General features: G+C 75.2%; 18 protein-coding genes. 14 read left to right on the plus strand and 4 right to left on the minus strand.

Translation table 11 applies throughout. From position 1 onward, the window contains the following. Positions 1–10: 10 nt before the first annotated feature. From OMK64_RS21080 to OMK64_RS08650, 9 genes are read left to right on the plus strand one after another with little or no spacing between them, the layout of a single operon-like run. Positions 11–907: a flagellar motor switch protein FliM gene (locus OMK64_RS21080; protein WP_272727666.1), complete on the plus strand. Its 897-nt coding sequence runs from the start codon at positions 11–13 to the stop codon at positions 905–907. Next, positions 904–1,611 (plus strand): flagellar motor switch protein FliN, encoded by a 708-nt coding sequence (gene fliN, locus OMK64_RS08615; RefSeq protein ID WP_272727667.1) that lies wholly within the window; start codon positions 904–906, stop codon positions 1,609–1,611. The genes OMK64_RS21080 and fliN overlap by 4 nt, the downstream gene beginning before the upstream one ends. 11 nt (positions 1,612–1,622) lie before the next feature. Then, on the plus strand, positions 1,623–2,096 hold the full coding sequence (locus OMK64_RS08620) for a FliO/MopB family protein (protein ID WP_272727668.1): 474 nt from the start codon (positions 1,623–1,625) through the stop codon (positions 2,094–2,096). Then, on the plus strand, positions 2,093–2,842 hold the full coding sequence (gene fliP, locus OMK64_RS08625; RefSeq protein ID WP_272727669.1) for a flagellar type III secretion system pore protein FliP: 750 nt from the start codon (positions 2,093–2,095) through the stop codon (positions 2,840–2,842). Before OMK64_RS08620 ends, fliP begins: the two co-directional genes overlap by 4 nt. After that, on the plus strand, positions 2,842–3,114 hold the full coding sequence (fliQ, locus tag OMK64_RS08630; protein WP_272727670.1) for a flagellar biosynthesis protein FliQ: 273 nt from the start codon (positions 2,842–2,844) through the stop codon (positions 3,112–3,114). The genes fliP and fliQ overlap by 1 nt, the downstream gene beginning before the upstream one ends. A gap of 10 nt (positions 3,115–3,124) precedes the next feature. Further along, positions 3,125–3,886 carry a flagellar biosynthetic protein FliR gene (fliR, locus tag OMK64_RS08635; RefSeq protein ID WP_374694076.1) on the plus strand — a complete coding sequence of 254 codons (762 nt, stop codon included), beginning with the start codon at positions 3,125–3,127 and terminating at the stop codon, positions 3,884–3,886. Beyond that, a complete protein-coding gene (locus OMK64_RS08640) occupies positions 3,883–5,097 on the plus strand; it encodes an EscU/YscU/HrcU family type III secretion system export apparatus switch protein (RefSeq protein ID WP_272727672.1) in 1,215 nt (404 codons plus the stop codon). Before fliR ends, OMK64_RS08640 begins: the two co-directional genes overlap by 4 nt. Then, positions 5,094–7,151 (plus strand): flagellar biosynthesis protein FlhA, encoded by a 2,058-nt coding sequence (locus OMK64_RS08645; protein ID WP_272727673.1) that lies wholly within the window; start codon positions 5,094–5,096, stop codon positions 7,149–7,151. Before OMK64_RS08640 ends, OMK64_RS08645 begins: the two co-directional genes overlap by 4 nt. Continuing rightward, positions 7,129–8,346: a hypothetical protein gene (locus tag OMK64_RS08650; protein WP_272727674.1), complete on the plus strand. Its 1,218-nt coding sequence runs from the start codon at positions 7,129–7,131 to the stop codon at positions 8,344–8,346. The genes OMK64_RS08645 and OMK64_RS08650 overlap by 23 nt, the downstream gene beginning before the upstream one ends. 58 nt (positions 8,347–8,404) lie before the next feature. Here OMK64_RS08650 and OMK64_RS08655 read toward each other — a convergent pair whose 3' ends face one another. From OMK64_RS08655 to OMK64_RS08665, 3 genes are read right to left on the minus strand one after another with little or no spacing between them, the layout of a single operon-like run. Next, positions 8,405–9,622 (minus strand): PP2C family protein-serine/threonine phosphatase, encoded by a 1,218-nt coding sequence (locus tag OMK64_RS08655; protein WP_272727675.1) that lies wholly within the window; start codon positions 9,620–9,622, stop codon positions 8,405–8,407. 9 nt (positions 9,623–9,631) lie between these two features. Continuing rightward, positions 9,632–10,474: a cytochrome c oxidase assembly protein gene (locus OMK64_RS08660; protein WP_272727676.1), complete on the minus strand. Its 843-nt coding sequence runs from the start codon at positions 10,472–10,474 to the stop codon at positions 9,632–9,634. A 2-nt stretch (positions 10,475–10,476) separates the two neighbouring features. Then, positions 10,477–11,046 (minus strand): DUF2243 domain-containing protein, encoded by a 570-nt coding sequence (locus OMK64_RS08665; RefSeq protein WP_272727677.1) that lies wholly within the window; start codon positions 11,044–11,046, stop codon positions 10,477–10,479. Positions 11,047–11,368: 322 nt separating this feature from the next. On the opposite strand from OMK64_RS08665, the gene OMK64_RS08670 reads away from it, so the two are divergent. Further along, positions 11,369–12,838, plus strand: a complete 1,470-nt coding sequence (locus OMK64_RS08670) for an MFS transporter (protein ID WP_272727678.1) — start codon at positions 11,369–11,371, stop codon at positions 12,836–12,838. A 54-nt stretch (positions 12,839–12,892) separates the two neighbouring features. Here OMK64_RS08670 and OMK64_RS08675 read toward each other — a convergent pair whose 3' ends face one another. Next, positions 12,893–16,342 carry a 1,3-beta-D-glucan phosphorylase, GH149 family gene (locus OMK64_RS08675; RefSeq protein WP_272727679.1) on the minus strand — a complete coding sequence of 1,150 codons (3,450 nt, stop codon included), beginning with the start codon at positions 16,340–16,342 and terminating at the stop codon, positions 12,893–12,895. 241 nt (positions 16,343–16,583) lie between these two features. Here OMK64_RS08675 and OMK64_RS08680 point away from each other — a divergent pair, with 241 nt between their 5' ends. From OMK64_RS08680 to OMK64_RS08695, 4 genes are all read left to right on the plus strand, one after another. Further along, the gene (locus OMK64_RS08680) at positions 16,584–16,997 is read left to right on the plus strand and encodes a PLD nuclease N-terminal domain-containing protein (RefSeq protein WP_272727680.1); all 414 of its coding nucleotides are present in this window, start codon (positions 16,584–16,586) and stop codon (positions 16,995–16,997) included. Positions 16,998–17,059: 62 nt separating this feature from the next. Beyond that, positions 17,060–17,407 (plus strand): carbon storage regulator CsrA, encoded by a 348-nt coding sequence (gene csrA, locus OMK64_RS08685; RefSeq protein ID WP_272727681.1) that lies wholly within the window; start codon positions 17,060–17,062, stop codon positions 17,405–17,407. Between the two features lie 48 nt (positions 17,408–17,455). Further along, positions 17,456–19,978, plus strand: a complete 2,523-nt coding sequence (locus OMK64_RS08690; RefSeq protein WP_272727682.1) for a chemotaxis protein CheA — start codon at positions 17,456–17,458, stop codon at positions 19,976–19,978. Then, a complete protein-coding gene (locus OMK64_RS08695) occupies positions 19,975–20,394 on the plus strand; it encodes a chemotaxis protein CheW (protein WP_272727683.1) in 420 nt (139 codons plus the stop codon). Before OMK64_RS08690 ends, OMK64_RS08695 begins: the two co-directional genes overlap by 4 nt. The last annotated feature ends 10 nt before the right edge of the window (positions 20,395–20,404 follow it).

Below are 20,404 nucleotides of genomic sequence, written 5' to 3' on the forward strand. Positions count from 1 at the left end.
CTCCCGTCGGGTGCGCACCGCCGAGCCCGAGCCGTACGACTTCCGTCGACCGCTCACCCTCGCCCGGGAGCACGCGCGCCACCTCGAGATGGCGTTCCAGCGGCTCGCGCGGCAGTTCGCGACCCAGCTCACCGCTCGCCTGCGCGTCGTCAGCCAGGTGACGTTCGAGGACCTCGAGCTGCGCACGTACGACGAGTACGCGGGCGGCCTGCCGTCGCCCACCGCGATGGTCCTGTGCACGCTCGAGCCCAGCCGCCAGCCCGCCGTCCTGCAGATGCCCGTCGGCGCCGCGCTCGTGTGGATCGACTACCTGTTCGGCGGCGACGGCCGCGGCGACGAGCGCGAGGGTCGCGAGCTCACCGAGATCGAGTGGACCCTGGTCAAGGACGTCCTGCAGCACGCGATCGGCGACCTGGACTACGCGTTCGCGGGCCTCACGTCGATGTCGGCGACGCTGCGCTCGGTCCAGTACAACCCGCAGTTCGTGCAGGTCGTCGCCGCGCAGGAGACGGTCCTCGTCGCCGCGTTCCTGCTCCGTGTGGGCGACCGCGAGGACCGCATGACGCTCATGCTCCCGTCCGACCTGCTGCTCGGGGCGCTGCGCTCGTCCGAGGGCGCCGACGCGCGGTCCGACGAGGAGCGCCGTGCGGTCGTCACCGCGCAGGGCGACCTCGAGCGGGCCGTGCACGGCGTGCCCGTCGACGTCGCGGTCCGGTTCCGGCCCGTCACCGTGCACCCGCGCGACGTCCTCGACCTCGCCGTCGGCGACGTGCTGCCCCTGTCCCACCCGTCGACCGACCCGCTGGACGTGGTCGTCGACGGGATCGTGCTCGCCCGTGGCGCCGCCGGCACCCACGGGCCCCGACTGGCCTGCCAGGTCGTCACCGTCGAGGAGAACCCCGCATGACCCAGACCACCGACGCCCTCACGGGTCAGACCGCCGCCGACGCCGCGGCCGCTCTGGTGCCCTCGCCGCTGCCGCTCGCCGCGATGGCCGCGTCGCACCGGGACGTCCCGGCGGGCGCGACGGCGCTCGTCGCGTCGTTCGTCGGCTCGCCCAGCGCGGAGCTCGTGCTCGTCGCGGGCGACGCGGTCACCGAGGCGGTCGCGTCGTCGAGCGTGCCCCTGGAGATCGCCGACGCGCTGCGTCCCGCGCTCGAGGCGGCGTCCCGCACGCTCGGTGCGGGCGTCCTCGAGACGGTCCGGCCCGCTCCGGTCGCGGAGGTGCTCGCCGAGGACGCCGCGGTGTTCGCGCTGGCCGCCGACGGTGCCGCGCCGGCCGCGTGGTTCGCGGTCCGGGTGCGCAGCCCCAAGGTCGCCGAGCCGACGACGTCCCAGGTCCCGACCCCGCGCACCAACCTGCGCATGCTCTACGACGTCGAGATGACGCTCACCGCGGAGATCGGCCGGACGCGCCTGTCGGTCAAGCAGGTCCTCGACCTCGCGCCCGGCGCCGTGCTGGAGCTCGACCGCACCGCGGGCAGCCCCGCCGACGTGCTCGTCAACGGGCGGCTCGTCGCGCGCGGCGAGGTCGTCGTGGTCGACGAGGTGTACGGCATCCGCGTCACCGAGATCGTGGCCGGCACGGACGCGGGCGGCTCGGTCGACTGATGGACTCGGTCATGCTGCTCCTGCGCGTCGCCCTGTCGCTCGCGGCCGTCGTCGGCCTCGTGTGGTGGGTCGGCCGCCGGTGGGGGGCGGGGCGCGCCGCGGGCAGCGGGCGCTCCAAGGAGCCGCAGGTCCAGGTCGTCGGGCGGCAGTCCGTCGGCCGGCACGCCGGGGTCGCCGTCGTCGCGGTCGGCTCGCGCCGGCTGCTCGTCGGGTACGGGGAGCAGCAGGTCACGTTCCTCACCGAGCTCGCGCCCGTCGTCGAGGTGCACACGCCGCCCGCGGCGGCGCCCACCAAGCCCGCGCCCGTCGCGAAGAAGGTCGTCGACGCCGACGTGCCCCGACCGCGCCCCGCGGCCGACGCGCACCCGCCGCTCGACGTGCCGCTCGGCGACGTCAAGCACGGCGCGCTGCACGGCTCGGTGCTCGACCCCGCCACGTGGCGGCAGGCCGTGCGGACCCTGCAGGACCGCACGGTGCGCCGATGAGCGCGCTCACCACGCTCGCCGTCACCTGGTTCGCCCCGACGCCCCCGACGGTGCCGGACGCGCCCGCGGTCGGCGACACGGTCACCGTCGCGGTCAACGGTGTCAACGGGACGCCCAGCAGCTCGATCGTCGTGCTGCTCGCGATCACGCTGCTGTCGGTCGCGCCCGCGCTGCTGCTCATGACGACGAGCTTCACCAAGATCTTCGTCGTCCTGTCGTTCACCCGGAACGCGCTCGGCCTGCAGGGCGTCCCGCCCAACCAGGTGCTCGCCGGGCTCGCGCTGTTCCTCAGCCTGTTCATCATGGCGCCGACCGTGAGCGACGTGAACGCGATCGGCGTCCAGCCCTACCTCGACGGGTCGCTGACGTTCTCGCAGGCCGTCGACGCGGGCTCCGGTCCGCTGCGCGAGTTCATGCTGGGGCACACGCGCGAGCAGGACCTCGCGCTGCTGACCCGCGCGGCGCAGCAGGAGAACCCGGCGTCGCCGGAGGACGTGCCCTTCACGACGCTCGCCCCCGCGTTCCTGCTCTCCGAGCTGCGGTCCGCGTTCATCATGGGCTTCGTCATCTTCGTGCCGTTCCTGGTCATCGACCTGGTGGTGTCGGCGTCGCTCATGTCGATGGGCATGATGATGCTGCCGCCCGTGATGATCTCCCTGCCGTTCAAGATCCTGCTGTTCGTCCTCGTGGACGGCTGGGGGCTGGTGGTCACGTCCCTCGTGGGCTCCTACGTGGGGAGCGGCTGATGGACACCACCGCGGTCCTCGACGTCGGCGTCGACGCGCTCGTCCTCGCCGCCAAGCTCTCCGCGCCCGTGCTCGTCACGGCGCTCGTCGTCGGCTTCGTCATCTCCCTGCTGCAGTCGGTCACGCAGATCCAGGAGGTCACGCTCAGCTTCGTGCCCAAGGCGATCGCCGCCGCGATCGCGCTCGTCGTGTGCGGGCACTGGATGATCTCTGAGCTCGTCACGTTCACGCACGAGCTGTTCGCCCGCATCCCCACGCTCGTCGGCGGCTGACGTGGACCCGATCAGCATCGCCCTGCCCGTGGGGGCGGTCGAGACGACGATGCTCGCGAGCGTGCGCGTCGCCGCGTTCCTCGTGATCGCGCCGCCGTTCTCGCAGCGTGCGGTGCCCGCCACGATCAAGGTCGCGCTCGCGCTCGGCATCGCGCTCGCGGTGTCGCCCCGGCTCGACCCGCTGCCGTCCGACACGACGCCCGCGTTCGTCGGGTCGCTCGTCGGGCAGGCGGTCATCGGCGCCGCGCTCGGGTTCCTCGTCTCGATGGTGTTCTCTGCCGTGCAGTCCGCGGGCTCGCTGATCGACCTGTTCGGCGGCTTCCAGCTCGCGACCGCGTACGACCCGATGAGCCAGACGAGCGGCGGGCCGTTCGGGCGGCTGTACCAGATGACCGCGATGGTCCTGCTGTTCGCGTCCGACGGGTACCAGGTGGTGCTCGCGGGCCTGGTGCGCACGTTCGACGCGCTGCCGCTCGGCGCCCTGCTCGACCCCGCCGCGCTGGGGCACACGCTCACCGACGGCCTCACGCAGATGTTCCTCGCGGCGCTGCAGATCGCCGGGCCGCTCATCGTCGTGCTGTTCCTCGCCGACGTCGGCCTCGGTCTCCTCACGCGCGTCGCGCCCGCGCTCAACGCGTTCGCGATGGGCTTCCCGCTGAAGATCCTGCTCACGCTGGTCTTCGGCTCGCTCGCGTTCCTGGCGCTGCCCACGGTGATGGAGGCCCTCACCGGGCGCTCCGTCGAGCAGATGCTCGGGGTGGTGAACCCATGAGCGACGGCCAGGACAGGACCGAGAAGGCCACCCCGCAGCGGATGAAGGAGGTCCGCCGCAAGGGCGGCCTCGGCCGGTCGCAGGACCTCGCCGCCTGGGTCGGCCTCGGCGCTGCCGCCGCGGTGCTGCCGCTCGTGGTCGACAACGGCAAGGCGGCCGCGCTCGGCCAGCTCGCGGTCGTGCGCGACGCCGCAGCCGACCCCGACGGCACCGACGTCGTGCAGGTGCTCGGCGACGCGCTCATGACGGTGATCACGACGCTCGCGCCGCTGTTCGTCGTCGGCGTGATCGCGGCGGTCGCCGTGAGCGCCGCGCAGGGCGGCATCCACCTGCACCGCCTGCGCCTGCACGCCGAGCACCTCAAGCCCAAGGGCATCGCGTCCCGGCTCGTCGGCGGGCAGGCGTGGTGGCAGGGCATCAAGACGCTGCTCAAGACCGCCGCGGTCGCGCTCGTCCTGCTGGTCGCGCTGCAGGCGCTCGTGCCGACGCTGCTCGCGTCCGGGCGGCTGCCGCTGTCGCACCTGCTCGGCATCGCGTCCGACGGCACGTCGACGCTCCTGCGCACCGGCATCGCCGCCGGCGTGCTCCTGGCGGTCGCCGACGTCGTCGTCGTGTGGCGCCGCAACCGCAAGCAGACCCGCATGACGCTCCGTGAGGTCAAGGAGGAGCACAAGCGGACGGAGGGGGACCCGATGCTCAAGGGCGCGATCCGGTCGAAGCAGCTCGCCATGAGCCGGAACCGCATGATGGCCGAGGTCGCGAACGCCGACGTCGTGCTCGTCAACCCGACGCACGTCGCCGTCGCGCTGCGCTACGAGCCCGGCACGGGCGCGCCGCGCGTCGTCGCGAAGGGCGCCGGCGCGGTCGCCGCGCGCATCCGGTCCGCCGCGTCCGACGCGCAGGTCCCGATGGTCGAGGACGTCCCGCTGGCCCGCGCGCTGCACGCCGCGTGCGAGCTCGGCCAGGAGATCCCGGCCCACCTGTTCACCGCCGTCGCCCGCGTCCTCGCGTTCGTGATGGCCCTGCGCCGCCGCGGTGCCGCCTCGGGCCAGCACCGCGTGCCCGGCGGCTCGACGCTGCCGCCCGACGACACCACCGACCACCGCGCCGCCGCGCGGGCCGGCGTGCGCGACGCCGCACGCGCCGGCCGCCGGCCCGCGGGCACCACCGACCCCGCTGAGACCTCCACCGGTCAGGAGACCCCCCGATGAAGTCCCGGTCCATCGCGCCCATGGCGGTGCCCGCCGGCGTCGTCGGCATCGTGCTGCTGCTCGTCGTGCCGCTGCCCGCCGCACTGCTCGACGTGCTCATCGCCGTCAACATCACCGCGTCGCTCGTCATCCTGCTGACGTCGATGTACGTCAAGCGGCCGCTCGACTTCTCGGTGTTCCCGTCGCTGATCCTCGTGTTCACGCTGTTCCGGCTCGGCCTCAACGTCGCGTCCACGCGGCTCGTGCTGCGCGACGGCTACGCGGGCCAGGTCATCGAGGCGTTCGGGCACTTCGTCATCGGCGGGTCGCTCGTCATCGGCCTCGTGATCTTCCTGATCCTCGTGGTCATCCAGTTCGCGGTCATCACGAACGGTGCGGGCCGCGTCGCCGAGGTCGGCGCGCGGTTCACGCTCGACGCGATGCCCGGCAAGCAGATGGCCATCGACGCCGACCTCAACTCGGGCCTCATCGACGAGGACGAGGCACGCCGCCGCCGCGCCGACGTGGCCGCCGAGGCCGACTTCTACGGCGCGATGGACGGTGGCTCGAAGTTCGTCAAGGGCGACGCGATCGCGGGCATCGTCATCACCGTCATCAACCTGGTCGGCGGCTTCGTCATCGGCATGGTGCAGATGGGCATGTCCGCGGGGGACGCGCTGCAGCGGTTCAGCCTGCTGACCATCGGCGACGGCCTCGTCACGCAGATCCCCGCGCTGCTGCTGTCCGTGTCCACCGGCATCGTCGTCACCCGCGCGACGGCCGAGGGCGACATGGGCACGGCCGCCGCGAAGCAGCTCGGCCAGTCCCGCACCGCGCTGCTCATCGCGGGCAGCGGGGCGATCGCCCTCGCGCTCCTGCCGGGCATGCCGAAGCTGCCGTTCATGCTCGTCGGCGCGACGCTCCTGCTCGTCGCCCAGCGGGTCAAGGCGCGCGAGGCCCGCGAGGCCGCCGCGGCGCTCACCACGCCCGCCGCGTCCGTGACCGCACCGCCCGCCGACACGCCCGAGCAGCTCATCGAGGACATGCGCGTGCACACGCTCGAGATCCTGCTCGCGCCCGACCTCGTCGACCTCGTCGGCTCAGGCCCCGACCAGGACCTGCTCGCGCGCGTGCGCGGCCTGCGCCGCAAGACCGCGATGGAGCTCGGCATCGTCGTGCCGCCCGTGCGGACCCGCGACTCCGTCGACCTGCCGCGCGCGACTTACGTCGTCAAGATCGCCGGCGTCGAGGTCGGCCGCGGGCAGGCGCCCGCCGGGTCGATGCTCGCGCTCGGCGACGACCTGGGCGCGCTGCCCGGGACCGTCGTGCACGAGCCCGTGTTCGGCCTGCCCGGCAAGTGGGTGCCCGCCGAGCTGCGGCACGCCGCCGAGATGTCCGGCGCGACCGTCGTCGACCGGGTGTCCGTGCTCATCACGCACCTCGGCGCGCTCATCACGCAGAACGCCGCGCGCCTGCTCGGCCGCGAGGACGTCCGCGTCCTCACCGAGTCGGTCAAGAAGGTCAACCCGTCGGTCGTCGAGGAGCTCGTCCCGTCGCTGCTGTCGCTCGGCGAGGTGCAGCGCGTCCTGCAGGGCCTGCTCACCGAGGAGGTCCCGATCCGCGACCTGGGCCGCATCTACGAGGCGCTCGCGCTGCGCGCCAAGCTGTCGACCGACCCCGAAGGGCTCGTCGAGGCCGCGCGCGCCGCGCTGGGCCCCGCGCTCGCCGCGCAGCACGCGCTGGACGGCACGCTGCGCGTCCTCACGCTCGACCCCGGCCTCGAGCAGCAGCTCGTCGAGTCGCTGCGGCCCGGCGACGGCGGGACCCAGTTGCTCGTCGACCCGTCGCGCGTCGAGTCCGTGCTGCACCAGCTGCGCACCGCCGTCGCCGAGGCGGAGGCCGACGGGCGTGCCGTCGTGCTGGTGTGCGCGCCCGTCGTGCGGCCCGCGCTGCGCCGCCTCGTCGCGCTCGGCCTGCCGCGCCTGCCCGTCCTGTCCTACGCCGAGGTGACCGGTGGCGGCCTGACCGTCGAGACCGTGGGGGTGGTGCGCGGTGACCACGCGATTGCTGCTTGAGGGCACCAGCCTCGCCGAGCTCATGGCGCACGTCCGCGCCGAGTTCGGGCCGCAGGCGCGCGTCGTGCGCGCCGAGCGCGTCCGCAGCGGCGGCATCGGCGGGTTCTTCGCGCGCGAGCGGTACGAGATCACGGTGGACGTGCCGCCGCCGCCCGAGGCCCGGCCCGCCGCGCTGCGCGCCGTGCCCGCGGGCGGGCTGCCCGCGCTGCTGGCCGCCGCCGACGAGGCCGACGAGGTCGGGGGTGCGGTGGCCGAGGCCGCCGGCGCCGCGGCCGGGGGCCCCGGGGCGGGTGCCGACGACGAGCCGGACGCGCCGTCGTTCGCGCACGTGCTCGAGCAGGTGCGCGCGGTGACCGCCGACCCGCTGCCCGACCCCGGTCTGGCCGCCCCGCCCGCCGCCCGCGCGCTCCAGGCCGTGTCGCCGCGGGTCGCGGTCGCGGAGCCCGTGGTCGAGGTGCCGTCGCCGCGCGAGCCCGTCGACGTCGTGCCGGTGACGTTCCCCGTCGTGACGCCGACTGCGACGCCGCCGGCCCCGGCCGCGTCGCACGACCTGCGTGTCGCGCTCGCCGAGATCGGGGTGCCCGCCGCGTTGCTCGACCGGGAGCACGTCTCGCTGTCCGGGGTCCTGGCCGACGTGCCGCCCGCGCCGCAGCCGCCGCGCACGCCCGGCTCGGTGCTCGTCGTGCTCGGTGCCGACGACGACGCCGACGCGGCCGCCGCGCTGCTCGCCGAGCGCCTGCGGCTGCCCGCCGAGGCCGTGCGTCTCGCCGGTGCGCCGACCGGTCGGGGTCGCGGCCGCGGCCGCACGCCGGGCCGGATGTCGAGCGCCGAGCAGGTCATGGCGTGGCGCGCGGGGGCCTCGGCCGCCGAGCACCCGTGGGTCGTCGCGCTGACCGTGGGCGCCGACCCCGAGGACCGCGAGTTCGCGCGGTCGCTGCTCGCCGCGTGCGACGCCGACCACGTGTGGGCCGTGCTCGACGCGCGCACGCGCACCGCCGACGCCCGCCGGTGGCTGCGGTCGGTGACGTCCCGCGTGGACGCGGTCGCGATGCGCGGCCTGCTCGACACGGCCGAGCCCGGTGCCGCCCTGGCGCTCGGCGTGCCGGTGGCGTGGATCGACGGCGTCCCCGCGACCCCGGTCGCGTGGGCGGCCGCCCTGAGCCAGGCGCTGGGCCCGGACGCCCGCTGGGACTGACACGCGACGGTCTGCGGGCATCCGACGGGCTCAGCGGGGCCGCGGGCGGCGGACGTGCTCAGCTCGGCGCCGCGCGCAGCGCGTCCTCCTTGCGCGTCGCCCACTGCGCGACCAGGAGGGTCGCGTCGTCCTGCAGGCGGCCCTGCTGGTGGTCGAGCACCTCGTGCACGACGCGCCGCAGCGTCTCGGGCACCGGGTAGCCGGCGGCGGCCGAGCGACGCAGCTGGTCGGTGAGCCGCTCGACGCCGTAGAACGCGCCGTCGGCGCCGCGCGCCTCCGTCACGCCGTCGGTGTAGAAGACGACCCAGTCGCCGCGCTCGAGCCACTCCTCGGCGACGTCGATCTGCCCGTCGCCCAGCCCGAGCACGATCCGTCGGCCGCCGTCCAGTCGCTTGACGACCTTCCCGTCGCGCATGAGCAGCGGCGCGGGGTGGCCGGCGTTGACGTAGCGCAGGCGTCCGGTGTCGAGGTCGAGCTCGGCGAGCACCCCGCTCGCGAAGAGCGTGCCCCGCCACTGCTCGCGGAGCGCGTCGTCGACGGCCGAGGCGGTCTCGTAGAGCGTGCGGCGCTCGCGGCGGCTGTTCCGGCACGCCGCCACCGCGACGGCGGCGACGAGCGTGCCCGACAGGTCGTGGCCCGTCGCGTCGAGCACGGCGAGGTGCGCCGTGCTGTCGACGACCCCGTAGTCGAACGCGTCGGCGGCGACGTCGTAGCAGGGCTCGAGGATCCCGGACACCACGAGACCCTCGCAGCCGAACGTCAGCGGCGGCAGCAGGTCGGACAGCAGCTCGGTCGCGACCGCGCGCGGCCGTCGGCGCGCGAGCATGTCCAGCGCGTCGCCGTACGGGTTCTTGGCCGCGAGCATGTGGCCCACCAGGTGGCACAGCAGCTCGTAGCGGTCCACGGTGCCCGGGTCGTCGAGGTCGGTGTCGGGCGGCACGGTGAGCTGCACGACCCCGAACCGGTGCACGCCGTCGAGCAGCGGCACCCACAGCATGCCCGGGTGACCGGAGGCCGGGACCGGCTCGACGTGCTGGAACGCGCGGCCGGCGAGCGTCCCCTCGATCGGCACCGCGTCGGCGTCCGGGAGCGAGGACGTCGGCATCGGCACGAGGTACCGCTGCTCGTAGTCGACGACGTAGAGCCGCGCCGACCAGCCGAGGGCGGCTGCCGCCTGGTGCGCGGCCTCGGCGACGCCGTCGGGTGTCGCAAGGTGGACGTCGTCCAGGAACGTGCGCAGCGCGGCCAGCGTGCCGGAGTCGCGGTCGTCGGTCATCGGGCCACGCTAGGTCCGGACGGGGGCGACCGCTCCCCGGAGGCGCGTCGCTCGTGAGCCGCGCGGTCGCGTGCGCCGGTACCACGCGCCGAGCAGCGCGACGGCGAGCGCGACCTCGGCGAGGTCCCCGCCGTAGTACATCCACTGCGCCGCCGCCTCGGTCGCCGCACGCGGCTGACCCGCGCCCGGCGGGAGCGTGCCGGCGTGCGCGAACAGCGTCTTCGCGAGGGCGGCGTGCGCACCCGCCGCGAGGACGAGCACGGTCAGGCGCGTCGCCGTGCGTGGGCGCCGCGGCGCGGGATCGGGCCCGGCGACGGCCCAGGCGAACAGCGTCCCGGACACCAGGAGGTGCACGGTCACGGCCGCGTGCACGACGTCCGACCGCAGCGTGGTCGCGTACAGCGGCGTCAGGTAGAGCACCGCGAGCCCGCCCACGCTCAGCACCGCGGCGGTCACCGGGTGGGTGAGCGTGTGCACGACGGGCCTCCGCAAGACGGCGGACAGGCGGCGCCCGGTCGCAGGCGCGCTCGCCGCCAGGGTCAGCGTGACGGGTGCGGCGAGCACGAGCGCGACCGGTGCGTACATGCCGACCAGCAGGTGCTGCGCCATGTGCCCGCGCGGGTCGGCGTGCGCGAGCGCGGTGAGCGGCGGGCTCACCGCGACGCCCACGAGCGTCGCGCCCGCGACCCAGCTCGCCGTCCGGGCGGCGGGCCACGGCGTCGACCGGCGGACCCGACGTCGCACCGCCGCCAGCACGTAGGCCGCGACCGGCACGACGACGACGAGCACCGTGACGACCCAGCCGGCCCCGTCGCCCGCACCCGCGAGCACGTGCCCGTGCCCGGGCTCCACGGTCAGTCGCCGATGCCGGGACCGGCCGCGGAGCGACGTCGACCCGACACCACGACGAGCGCGCCCGCTGCGAGCAGCATCAGCCCGGCGACGTTCCACGCGACGTCGTACGGCAGCAGCTCGACGTCGTAGCGGACCTGGTGGAGCCGCAGCACCTTGTGGTGCAGCAGCCCGTCGACGAGCTGGAAGGCGCCCGCGCCGAGCAGCAGCCCGCCCCACGCGGCGCGCACGACGAGCGCCCCACGACGGCGCAGGTCGGCGAGGAGGAACCCGCCGCCGACGAGCGCCACGACCTCCGCCGCGTGCAGCAGCCCGTCGGACACGAGCCCCACCTGCGGTGTGCCGCGGTCGTAGAAGTGGTGCCAGCCGAGGACCTGGTGGAAGACGATCTCGTCGACCGCTGCCATGAGTGCGGCCCCGACGAGCGCCGCCGCGAGCACCGACCGGCGCCGGTCCCGCTGCGCCGCGCGGTCCGCCCGGGACGCGCGCGCCGCACGCGCTCGCCGGGTCCCGCCCGCCGCGTCGAGCGCTGCGGGGGGCGTCGAGGGCGCGGGGTCGGCCGGGGCCGTCATCGCCTCAGCATCACCCGGCAGGGTGACGAGCGCCACGTCGCGGGGTCCGGATCGTCGGAATGGCCGGAGGGGGTCGCCCGTTGAGGAGGGTGTCGCACCGCCCATGACCCCCGGGCTCTACCCTTCGCCGCTACGAGCGGCCACGCGCCGAGAGGCGTCATGCGGTGCGCACCTCGTGGAGGGCGGCCGGTCTCGTACCGGCCGCCCTTCCGCATGTCCGGACGGCCTCGTCCCGGCGAGGCGTCCGGCCACCTCGTCGTGACGCGTCGCGGGCCGGAAATGCGTTTCCCGCGGCAACGGATCCGCGGGCTAGGGTCGCCAGGTGACACCGCTCGACGACCGTCCCCGCACGACCGACGCCCTGTGGCGCGAGCGGCGCACCACGACGGCGGCCCTGGTGTCGCTGGTCGTCCTCGTCGCCTTCGAGTCGTTCGCCGTCACGACCGTCATGCCGCGCGTCGCCGACGTCCTCGACGGGTACGCGCTCTACGCGTTCGCGTTCGCGGGCCCGCTCGCGACCGGCGTCGTCGGCATGGTCGTCGCGGGGTCGTGGTCCGACCGCAGCGGGCCGTTCCGGCCCTTCCTCGCGGGCGCGGTGCTGTTCGTCGCGGGTCTGGTCGTCGCAGGCCTCGCCGTGTCGATGCCGGTGCTCGTCCTCGGGCGGCTCGCGCAGGGCCTCGGCGGAGGCGCGGTCAACGTCACGCTGCTCGTCACGCTCGCGCGCGCGTACCCGCCCGTGCTCCACCCGCGGGCGTTCGCGTGGTTCTCCGCCGCGTGGGTCCTCCCGTCGCTCGTCGGCCCCGCGGTCGCGGGCGTGATCGCCGAGACGGCCGGGTGGCGGTGGGTGTTCCTCGCCGTCGCGGTGCTCGTGGTGCCGACGAGCCTGCCGCTGCTGCGCACGCTGCGTCCGCTGGGCCCGCCCGAGAGCGGGTCCGACGTCAGCCCTGCGGAGGCACGGGTCCGGGTGCTGCTCGCGGTGGTCGTCGCCGCTGCGGTCCTCGCGCTGAACCTCGCGGTCGAGCTGTCCGCCGTGCCGTCCGCCGTGCTCGCGGCCGTCGCGGGCGTCTGCGCCCTCGTCGCGGTCCGGCCGCTCCTGCCGGCGGGGTCGCTGCGCGCGCGGCCCGGCCTGCCGAGCGTCCTGGCGACGCGCCTGCTCGTGTCCGGCGCGTTCTTCGGCGCACAGGCGTACGTGCCCTACCTGCTCGCGGCGCGCGACGGCTGGGGACCCGCCGCGAGCGGGCTCGCGCTCACGACCGCGGCGCTCGCGTGGTCCGGGATGTCGGCCGTCCAGGGCCGGCTCGGCCAGCGCCTGAGGAGCCGCGACGCCGTGCGCATCGGGACGGTCCTCGTGGTCGCCGCGACCGTCGGTGCGTGGGCGACCGCCGCGGCCGGGCTCCACCCCGCGGTGCTCGTCACGACGTGGACCCTCGCGGGCGCGGGCATGGGGCTCGCGTCGTCGCGGCTCAACGTGCTGCTCCTCGGCTACTCCGGCCCCGGGACGCAGGGACGCAACAGCTCGGCGCTGTCGATCGCCGACGCGGTCGGCGCCGCGCTCGCCCTCGCGGTGAGCGGCGTGCTGTTCGCGCTCGTCTCCGGAGCGTCGGCCGCGGGCGGGCACGGCTCGGGTGGGGGAGACGACGTCGTCGGCACGGCGGGGTTCGCCGTCGCGTTCGGGCTGACCGTCGTGCTGTCGGTGCTCGCCGCGGTCGTCGCACCGCGCGTCGGGGTGCCGCCGACCGAGCGGCACGACGAGCCCGCGTCGGCCGACGACGGCGCCGCCTCGCGCGCCTGACGACCGGGCCGCGACCCCCGGACGAGCGGGGGTCGCGGCGTCGTACCGTGCGGGTCAGGCCGTCGGGACCTCGACGTCGAGGCGGACGACGTCGCCGGACCGGGCGAAGATCCGGCCGCTCACGTCGGCGTCGAGCACGCCGTCGGTCCCCTCGACGCGCGAGCCGTCGGCGAGCGACGCCTCGACCCGCAGCACCGACCCGCGCCGGTAGACGACCGGCACCTGGCAGAACGTGAACGCGAGCGACCCCGCGTCGAGCGCGAGCGTCTGCTCGGCCTGCGCGACGTCGTGGAAGCGGAACGTCGTGGGGGCGGTCGTCCACTCGTCGGCGCGCAGCAGCACGGGGCGCACGACGACCCGGCCGTCCTCGACCCGCAGGCCCAGCTCGCCGAGCCGCGTGAGCACCTCCTCCTTGACCTGCCCGGTCATGCCCGGCTGCCGCGCGCCGTGGCCGGCGGGCGTGTGCGAGTACGGGTCGACGGGGAACGCGCCGTAGACCTCGGGCGACTTGCAGTAGCCCAGCCCGAGCCGGACGTCCTCGTACGCGTCGGACAGGCCCTGCACGACCGCCGCGTCGGCGCCCTCGGCGACGGCCCGCTCGTGGTTCTCCTGCACCGCGAGCAGCAGCTTCGAGACCATGTGCCAGTAGATGCTGCCGAGTCCCTCGTACGCGAAGAACGACCCGGACCGGCCCGTGAACTCGGCGTGCCGGAACACCTGCTCGAACACGTCGAGCACCGCGGCCCGTCCGTCGGCCACCTGCTGCGGGGTCACGCCGGGCACGCCCGCGGCCAGGGCGTCGAGCGCGGCGACGACGTCGCGCGCGTTGTGCAGACCGGGTGCGAACCGGTGCGTGCCGCGCACGTCGCGCAGCACGAGCGACGTGTCGCCCGCGGCGACGAGCGCGTCGAGCAGGGGCGCGCTCGCGGCCTGGGTCGGGGTGATCGTGTTGCGCGCGAGGAACGTCGGCAGCTCGCGGTCGGGGTAGAGCTGGTAGGAGTGCTGGTCCGCGCGGTACAGCGCGCTGCGGCGCAGCGCGTGCACGAGGTCGAGCGCCTCGGCGGGCGTGAGCAGCCCCGACGACAGCACGGCGACCTGGCCCTCGAGCATCTCCTGCAGGTGACCGACGCGCGCGACGCCGCCACGCAGGTCGAGCAGGTTGTAGGAGTGGAACAGCCCGTCGGGCCGGCGGTTGGCCCGCAGGCCCGCGTCGACGTACCGCTGCGCGACGTCCAGGAAGGCACGGACGTCGGCGACGTCGACCGTGCGGCGCTCGCCGCCGAACCCCGCGTACACGCGCTCGCGGTAGGCGGTGCCCGCCGCGCCGAGCGCGTCCATGACGGCACGTCGGCCCGCGTCGTCGAACCCGCCGTCGCCCGACGCGGCGTGCGCGTCGAGCGCGGCGGTCACCTCGGCGAGCAGCCCGGCGAGCTCGTCGGTGACCGTGAGGTCGCGGTCGAGCAGGTCGCGGGCGAGCGCGAGCCCCCGGCGCAGGTACGCGAGCGTGACGACGGACAGCCCCTTGCCGACGAGCGCGTTGTTGGCGTCGTTCCACTCGGGGCGCTGGGTGTTCATCCAGATGCCGCCGTCGGGCACGAGGTTGACGACCTTCGCCAGGACGAGCAGCAGCAGCTTCTCGCCGAGCGACACGCGCACGAGGTCGCCGTCGGCGCCGTGCACGAGCCGCCCGTCGGCGCCCTCGGTGCGCACGCGCTCCTGCACGCGCTCCTCGGCGGCCGTGTCGAACGTGATCGTCTCGATCGGCTCGACGACCGTCTGCGCGTACGACGCGATGCGGTACGGCACGTCGGCGTGGGTGAACAGCGCGCGGTCGACCAGCGCGTCGAGCCGTCCGGGGTGGAACCGCCGCGACGTCTCGAGCAGCTTGACCAGGTAGATGATCTGGTGGTCGCTCCAGTAGCCGATGTTCGCCCACGGGTTCGACGGCTCGGGCACCTCCCAGTCGATGCCCGAGCGTGAGATCCGGTACGGGTTGTAGCCGTCGGCGGTGGTCGCGTCGAGGAAGACCGCGACCATCGACTCGACGTAGCCGGGGAACGACCAGGCCAGTGCCTCCCAGTTCTGGAAGATGTCGCGCCAGTTGCCCTGGAAGTCGACGCGCGTGCGGCCGCGGGCGTCGGTGAGCGCGATCTGGAACTTGTTCCACGGGCGGCTCGGGTCGCCGTGCCGGCGGCTGAACGTGAGCGGCAGGTACTCGCGCACGAGCCGCAGCAGGTCGGGGTCGCCGGTCGCGTCGGCGCGCTCCAGCAGCGCGTGGAGGTCCGTGGTCTCCGGGAGCGCGTCGAGCCAGGCGGCCCGGCGCTCGGCGGTGCGCGGCGAGCGCTGGCCGACGAACGCGCGCAGGTCCTCGGCGGCCACGCGGTAGCCGTCGACGAACACGCCGCCGCGCATGACGTTGAACAGCACGTTCGCGGCGTGGTGCGCCGACGCGAGCTCGTCGCCGGTGACCTGCGCGGCGTCGGCGGTGCCGACGAGGTGGTCGAGGCGGTCGCGGGTCGCGGCGACGTCGGCCTCGAGCGCGAGGGCCGCGGCGGCGTGGTCGGCGAGCGCGGTCTGGAGCCGGACGACGTCGGCGGCGCTCTGGTCGACGTCCGCGACGACGCTCCACCGGCGCGTCTCCCCGGGCGCGAGCGCGACGCCCGCGACCACGAGGTAGGCGCCCTTCTCGCCGCGCACCTCGGGCTCGGACGTCACCGGGCGCCCGGCCGCGAAGGAGCCGACCTGACGCGTCGACGTGAGGTGCGCGACCGGGTCCAGGCCGACCTGCCACGCGACGGTCGCGGCGAGCGACTCGCTCGGGTCGCTCTTGTCGGTGAGCGTCGAGTTCAGGTAGACGAGCCCGAGGCCCGTCGCGGGGTCGACCTCGGTCCGCTTGTAGGCGTCGAGCAGGCTGCTGAACTCGGACTGCGTCTGCACGGTCACGCCCGCCGGCAGCAGGTCGACGAACCCGTCGAGCACCTGCGCGCGCACGGGTGCGCCGCCGACCGCGGTGAGCGCGACCTCACGCACGACGCCGTACCGCGCGCTCGTGCGCCACGTGACGCGCGCCCGCAGGCCGACGTCGGGGCGGGTCTCCTCGAACACGAGCGTCGTGCCGAGGTAGTCCTTGTACAGGTGGCGCTCGACGGCCGGGTCGTCGGGGCGGCGCTCGGCGAACGGCTGCCACGACCGCGTCCCGTCGGGCGTCTCGACGCGCAGCAGCGTGAGCCCGCCGGTGCGCCCGGCCCCCGCGGCGACCTTGTCGTCCGTGGAGTACGCGAACAGCGCGCGGTCGGCGTGCTCGCGCCCGGCGGTGACGCCGCCCGTGCTCGACACGAACAGCCACAGGTCGCTGGCCCCGACGAGGGTCATGAAGAACGGCGGGAGGTCGGAGTACGACGCGATCCGGTAGAACCGCCGCCCGTCGAGGTCCACGGGTCCGCTCGTGACGAGCGCGTCACCGGGCTCGTCGGTGCGTGCGGGCGTGAGGGTCTGCGACGCCATGTCCTGATCGTCCTTCGGGCCGGGGCGCGGGTCGACCGGTCGGGGACCGGGCGGGCCGCGTCGGTGCGGCCGTGGAAGCGCTCCCCTACAGTGACACGTGTCAACGCGGAAGGCAACGGCCCTTCGGCCCGGTCCGCGTGCGTCGTCGCAGGTCCGTCACCCGAACGCGCCCGCCCGGCACTCCCGCTCCGCTAGCCTGCGTCCGCCGAGGCGCGGGGCCTGCGGCACCGGAGGAGGGGTCGTGCTCCGCTACCTGCCGTTCGTCGTCGAGATCGGCCTGCTCGTCTACTGCCTGATCGACTGCATCCAGTCCGACGAGGGCCGCATCCGGAACCTGTCGCGGACCGGCTGGCTCATCCTCATCGTGATCCTGCCGATCGCGGGCGGCGTCGCGTGGCTCGTCGCCGGCCGCCCCAAGGACGACCGCCGCCGCCAGGTCCCGTGGCCGTCCACCGGCACCGCGGGCTTCCCCGAGTACGAGCGGCCCCGCCGCGCGCCCGACGACGACCCCGAGTTCCTCGACCGGCTGCGCAGCGACCGCGAGTCGGACCGCAAGCACGAGCAGATGCTCCGCGACTGGGAGGCGCAGCTGCGCGACCGCGAGCAGCGGCTCGGCGAGCCCGAGGGCGGCGCGAGCGGCACGTCCGGCGCGTGACGCGCGGGTGACTCGCCCGTGGTGCGCGGGCACCGCCGCGTGCGGACGGTAGGGTCGCTCGCATGCTCGTGCTCAGCAGACGCGTCGGTGAGCGTCTCGTCATCGGGGACGACATCGTCGTCACCGTGATCGAGGTGCGCAGCGACGGCGTGCGCCTGGGCATCGACGCCCCCCGCGACGTCCGCGTGCACCGCGCCGAGGTCCTCGAGGCCCTCACCGCGGCCAACGCCGACGCCGCGACGGCCGACGACAGCACCGCCGCGGCGCTGCGCCGGCTCCAGCCGCCCGCCACGGGCACCGCCGGTCGCGGCAGTGCGCCCGCCGCGCAGGCCCCCGCCACGCCGCCGGGCGAGCCCGGCACCGGCACGACCCCCGCCGATCCCTCAGCAGGGACCTCGACCGGCCGATGAGGTTGGGCGCCGGGCCGGCGCCGATCGCCCCCCGGTGGGGAGGCACGCGTGGAGGACATCGACGAGATCGTCCGCGAGTTCCTGGTCGAGAGCTACGAGAACCTCGACCAGCTGGACCGGGACCTCGTGGAGCTCGAGGAGAACCCGGGGGACCGGCCGCTGCTGAGCAGCGTCTTCCGGACGATCCACACCATCAAGGGGACCAGCGGCTTCCTCGCGTTCTCCCGGCTCGAGCGCGTCACGCACGCGGGCGAGAACCTGCTCGTCGAGCTGCGCGACGGTCGCCGGCAGATGGACCAGGTGACGACCGACGTGCTGCTGCGCACGGTCGACACCGTCCGCCTGCTGCTCGACGCGATCGAGCGCACCGGCGGCGAGGGAGACGTCGACGTCGACGTGGTCGTCGAGGCGATCGTCGCTGTCCAGGAGGGGCGCACGGCCGCCGCGCCCGCCGCCGCGGCCGCGCCCGCCGCCGCCGAGCCGGCCGCGGAGGCCTCGCCCGCCGAGGCGGTCGCGCGGGCGGTCGAGACCGCGACCGACGTGCCCCACCCGCGCGAGGCCCCCTCCGACGAGACCGCGGCGCAGGTCGCCGCGACCGTCGCCGCACCGACCGCCGGTGCCGTCGCGACCCCGGACAAGGCCCCGACGATCAAGCAGATCGCCAAGCGCGTCCCGACGACCCCCGCGGCACCCCCGGCGGACGGCCCCGGTGCAGGCGACGTGACGCCGGTGCTGCCGACGCCGCACGTCGACCCCGCCGCGCAGCGCGCCGCGGACGAGGCCCTCGAGGCGGCCGCCGTGCAGGCGCTCGCGACCGCGGCGCTCGCGGACCTGTCGAGCGGGCACGAGTACACCCCGACGATGGCCCCCGCGGCGGCGCCGCTCGAGGAGGTCGGCACGCTGCGCGGCGCGAGCGAGTCGTCGGTGCGCATCGACGTCGAGCTGCTGGACCGGCTCATGCGGCAGGTCGGCGAGCTCGTGCTGGTCCGCAACCGGCTCACGCGCCTCGCGGCCGAGTCGCAGGACGTCGACCTCACGCGGTCGGCGCAGCAGCTCAACCTCATCGCGTCCGAGCTGCAGGACGGCGTCATGCGCACGCGCATGCAGCCCATCGAGAACGTCTGGGCGAAGATGCCGCGCGTCGTGCGCGACCTCGCCGCGACGTGCGGGCGCGAGGTGCGCCTCGAGCTCGTGGGCGGAGAGACCGAGCTGGACCGCAGCCTGCTCGAGGCGGTCAAGGACCCGCTGACGCACCTGGTGCGCAACGCGGTCGACCACGGCATCGAGCCGCCGGCCGAGCGCGTCGCCGCGGGCAAGCCGTCGCACGGCACGCTCGAGCTGCGGGCGTTCCACGCGGGCGGCCAGGTGGTCGTCGAGGTCCGCGACGACGGGCGCGGGATCGACCCGCAGAAGGTCGCCGAGTCGGCGGTCCGCAAGGGGCTGCGCACGCCCGAGCAGGTCGCCTCGCTCGGGCAGGCCGAGATGCTGGGGCTGCTGTTCCTACCCGGCTTCTCGACGGCCGCCGCGGTCACCAACGTGTCCGGCCGCGGCGTCGGCATGGACGTCGTGCGCACGCGCATCGAGGCGGTCGGCGGGACGGTCGACGTCGAGTCCACCGTCGGTGTCGGCACGTCGTGGCGCCTGCGCATCCCGCTGACGCTCGCGATCATGCCGTCGCTGTCGGTCGAGTGCGACGGTGACGTCTACGCGGTGCCCCAGGTCCACGTCCTCGAGCTCGTCGCGCTCGACGAGCGCGCCGAGCAGGCCGTCGAGCACGTGCACGACGCGCCCGTCTACCGGCTGCGCGGCGAGCTGCTGCCGCTCGTGCCGCTGCGCGAGGTGCTCGGCCTGTCCGACGGTGAGCCCGCCGGGTCGCGGCCCGGCGTCATCGTCGTGGTGCAGGCGGACGACAACCGCTTCGGCCTGCTGGTCGACCGTGTGCTCGCGACCGAGGAGATCGTCGTGACGCCGCTCGCGGCGCAGCTCAAGTCCGTGAGCACCTACGCGGGCACGACGGTCCTCGGCGACGGGCGGGTCGCGCTCATCCTCGACATGCAGTCGATCGCCCGCGAGGCCATGCCGCGCGAGCACGAGCACGCGTCGGTCGGCCACGCGTCGACGGTCGTCGAGGAGACGCACGAGACCGAGCAGCTGCTCGTCGCGCGTATCGGCGAGGGCCGCCTGGTCGCGATGCCGCTCGCGGGCGTCGCGCGCCTCGAGCACGTGCGGTCGGAGGAGGTCGAGACGGTCGGCGACCGGGAGGTCGTGCAGTACCGCGGCTCGATCCTGCCGCTCGCGCGCGTCGACAGCCTGGTCGGCGCGACGCCCGAGGACCGCGACGAGCTGCTGCTCGTCGTCTACGAGCGCGGGTCGCGCAGCGCCGCGCTGGTCGTCGAGGACATCGTCGACATCGTCGAGGACCACGCCGAGCACTCCGACATCGACGCGGCGGGCCTCGTCGGCTCGACCGTCGTGCACGGTCGCGTCACCGAGCTGCTCGACCTGCGCGCCGCGCTGCTCGCCGCCGACCACGACTTCGAGTCCGACGAGCTGCTGGAGGGGGCGGCGTGAACCGCTACGTCACGTTCACGATCGGCGACGACCTGTACGGCGTCGACGTGCTGCGCGTCCAGGAGGCGCTGCGCGCGCACGCCCGCACGCGGGTCCCGCTCGCGCCGCCCGGCATCGCCGGCGTCGTCAACCTGCGCGGTCAGGTCGTGGTCACGGTCGACCTGCGGCCGCGGCTCGGCCTGCCGGCGCTCGCGCAGGACGCCGAGCCGATGATGGTCGTCGTCCAGGTCGACGGCGAGCCCGTCAGCCTGCTCGTCGACGAGATCGGCGACGTCCTCGACGTCCCGGTCGACGACGTCGGCGCACCCCCGGAGACGCTCGACCCCGACCTGCGGCCCCTCATCCGGTCCGCGTGCACGCTCGAGGACCGGCTGCTGCTCGTCCTCGACGTCGACGAGGCCGCCTCCGCGGCCTGAGCCGTGCGGG

The organism is Cellulomonas fimi (genome assembly GCF_028527925.1).
GTDB lineage: Bacteria > Actinomycetota > Actinomycetes > Actinomycetales > Cellulomonadaceae > Cellulomonas > Cellulomonas fimi_C.

Excerpts from the sequence above, each read along its gene's own strand:
- fliN (WP_272727667.1), top strand. The coding sequence starts at position 904 with ATGACCCAGACCACCGACGCCCTCACGGGTCAGACCGCCGCCGACGCC.
- OMK64_RS08620 (WP_272727668.1), top strand. The coding sequence starts at position 1,623 with ATGCTGCTCCTGCGCGTCGCCCTGTCGCTCGCGGCCGTCGTCGGCCTC.
- fliP (WP_272727669.1), top strand. The coding sequence starts at position 2,093 with ATGAGCGCGCTCACCACGCTCGCCGTCACCTGGTTCGCCCCGACGCCC.
- fliQ (WP_272727670.1), top strand. The coding sequence starts at position 2,842 with ATGGACACCACCGCGGTCCTCGACGTCGGCGTCGACGCGCTCGTCCTC.
- OMK64_RS08640 (WP_272727672.1), top strand. The coding sequence starts at position 3,883 with ATGAGCGACGGCCAGGACAGGACCGAGAAGGCCACCCCGCAGCGGATG.
- OMK64_RS08645 (WP_272727673.1), top strand. The coding sequence starts at position 5,094 with ATGAAGTCCCGGTCCATCGCGCCCATGGCGGTGCCCGCCGGCGTCGTC.
- OMK64_RS08655 (WP_272727675.1), bottom strand. The coding sequence starts at position 9,622 with ATGACCGACGACCGCGACTCCGGCACGCTGGCCGCGCTGCGCACGTTC.
- OMK64_RS08665 (WP_272727677.1), bottom strand. The coding sequence starts at position 11,046 with ATGACGGCCCCGGCCGACCCCGCGCCCTCGACGCCCCCCGCAGCGCTC.
- OMK64_RS08675 (WP_272727679.1), bottom strand. The coding sequence starts at position 16,342 with ATGGCGTCGCAGACCCTCACGCCCGCACGCACCGACGAGCCCGGTGAC.
- csrA (WP_272727681.1), top strand. The coding sequence starts at position 17,060 with ATGCTCGTGCTCAGCAGACGCGTCGGTGAGCGTCTCGTCATCGGGGAC.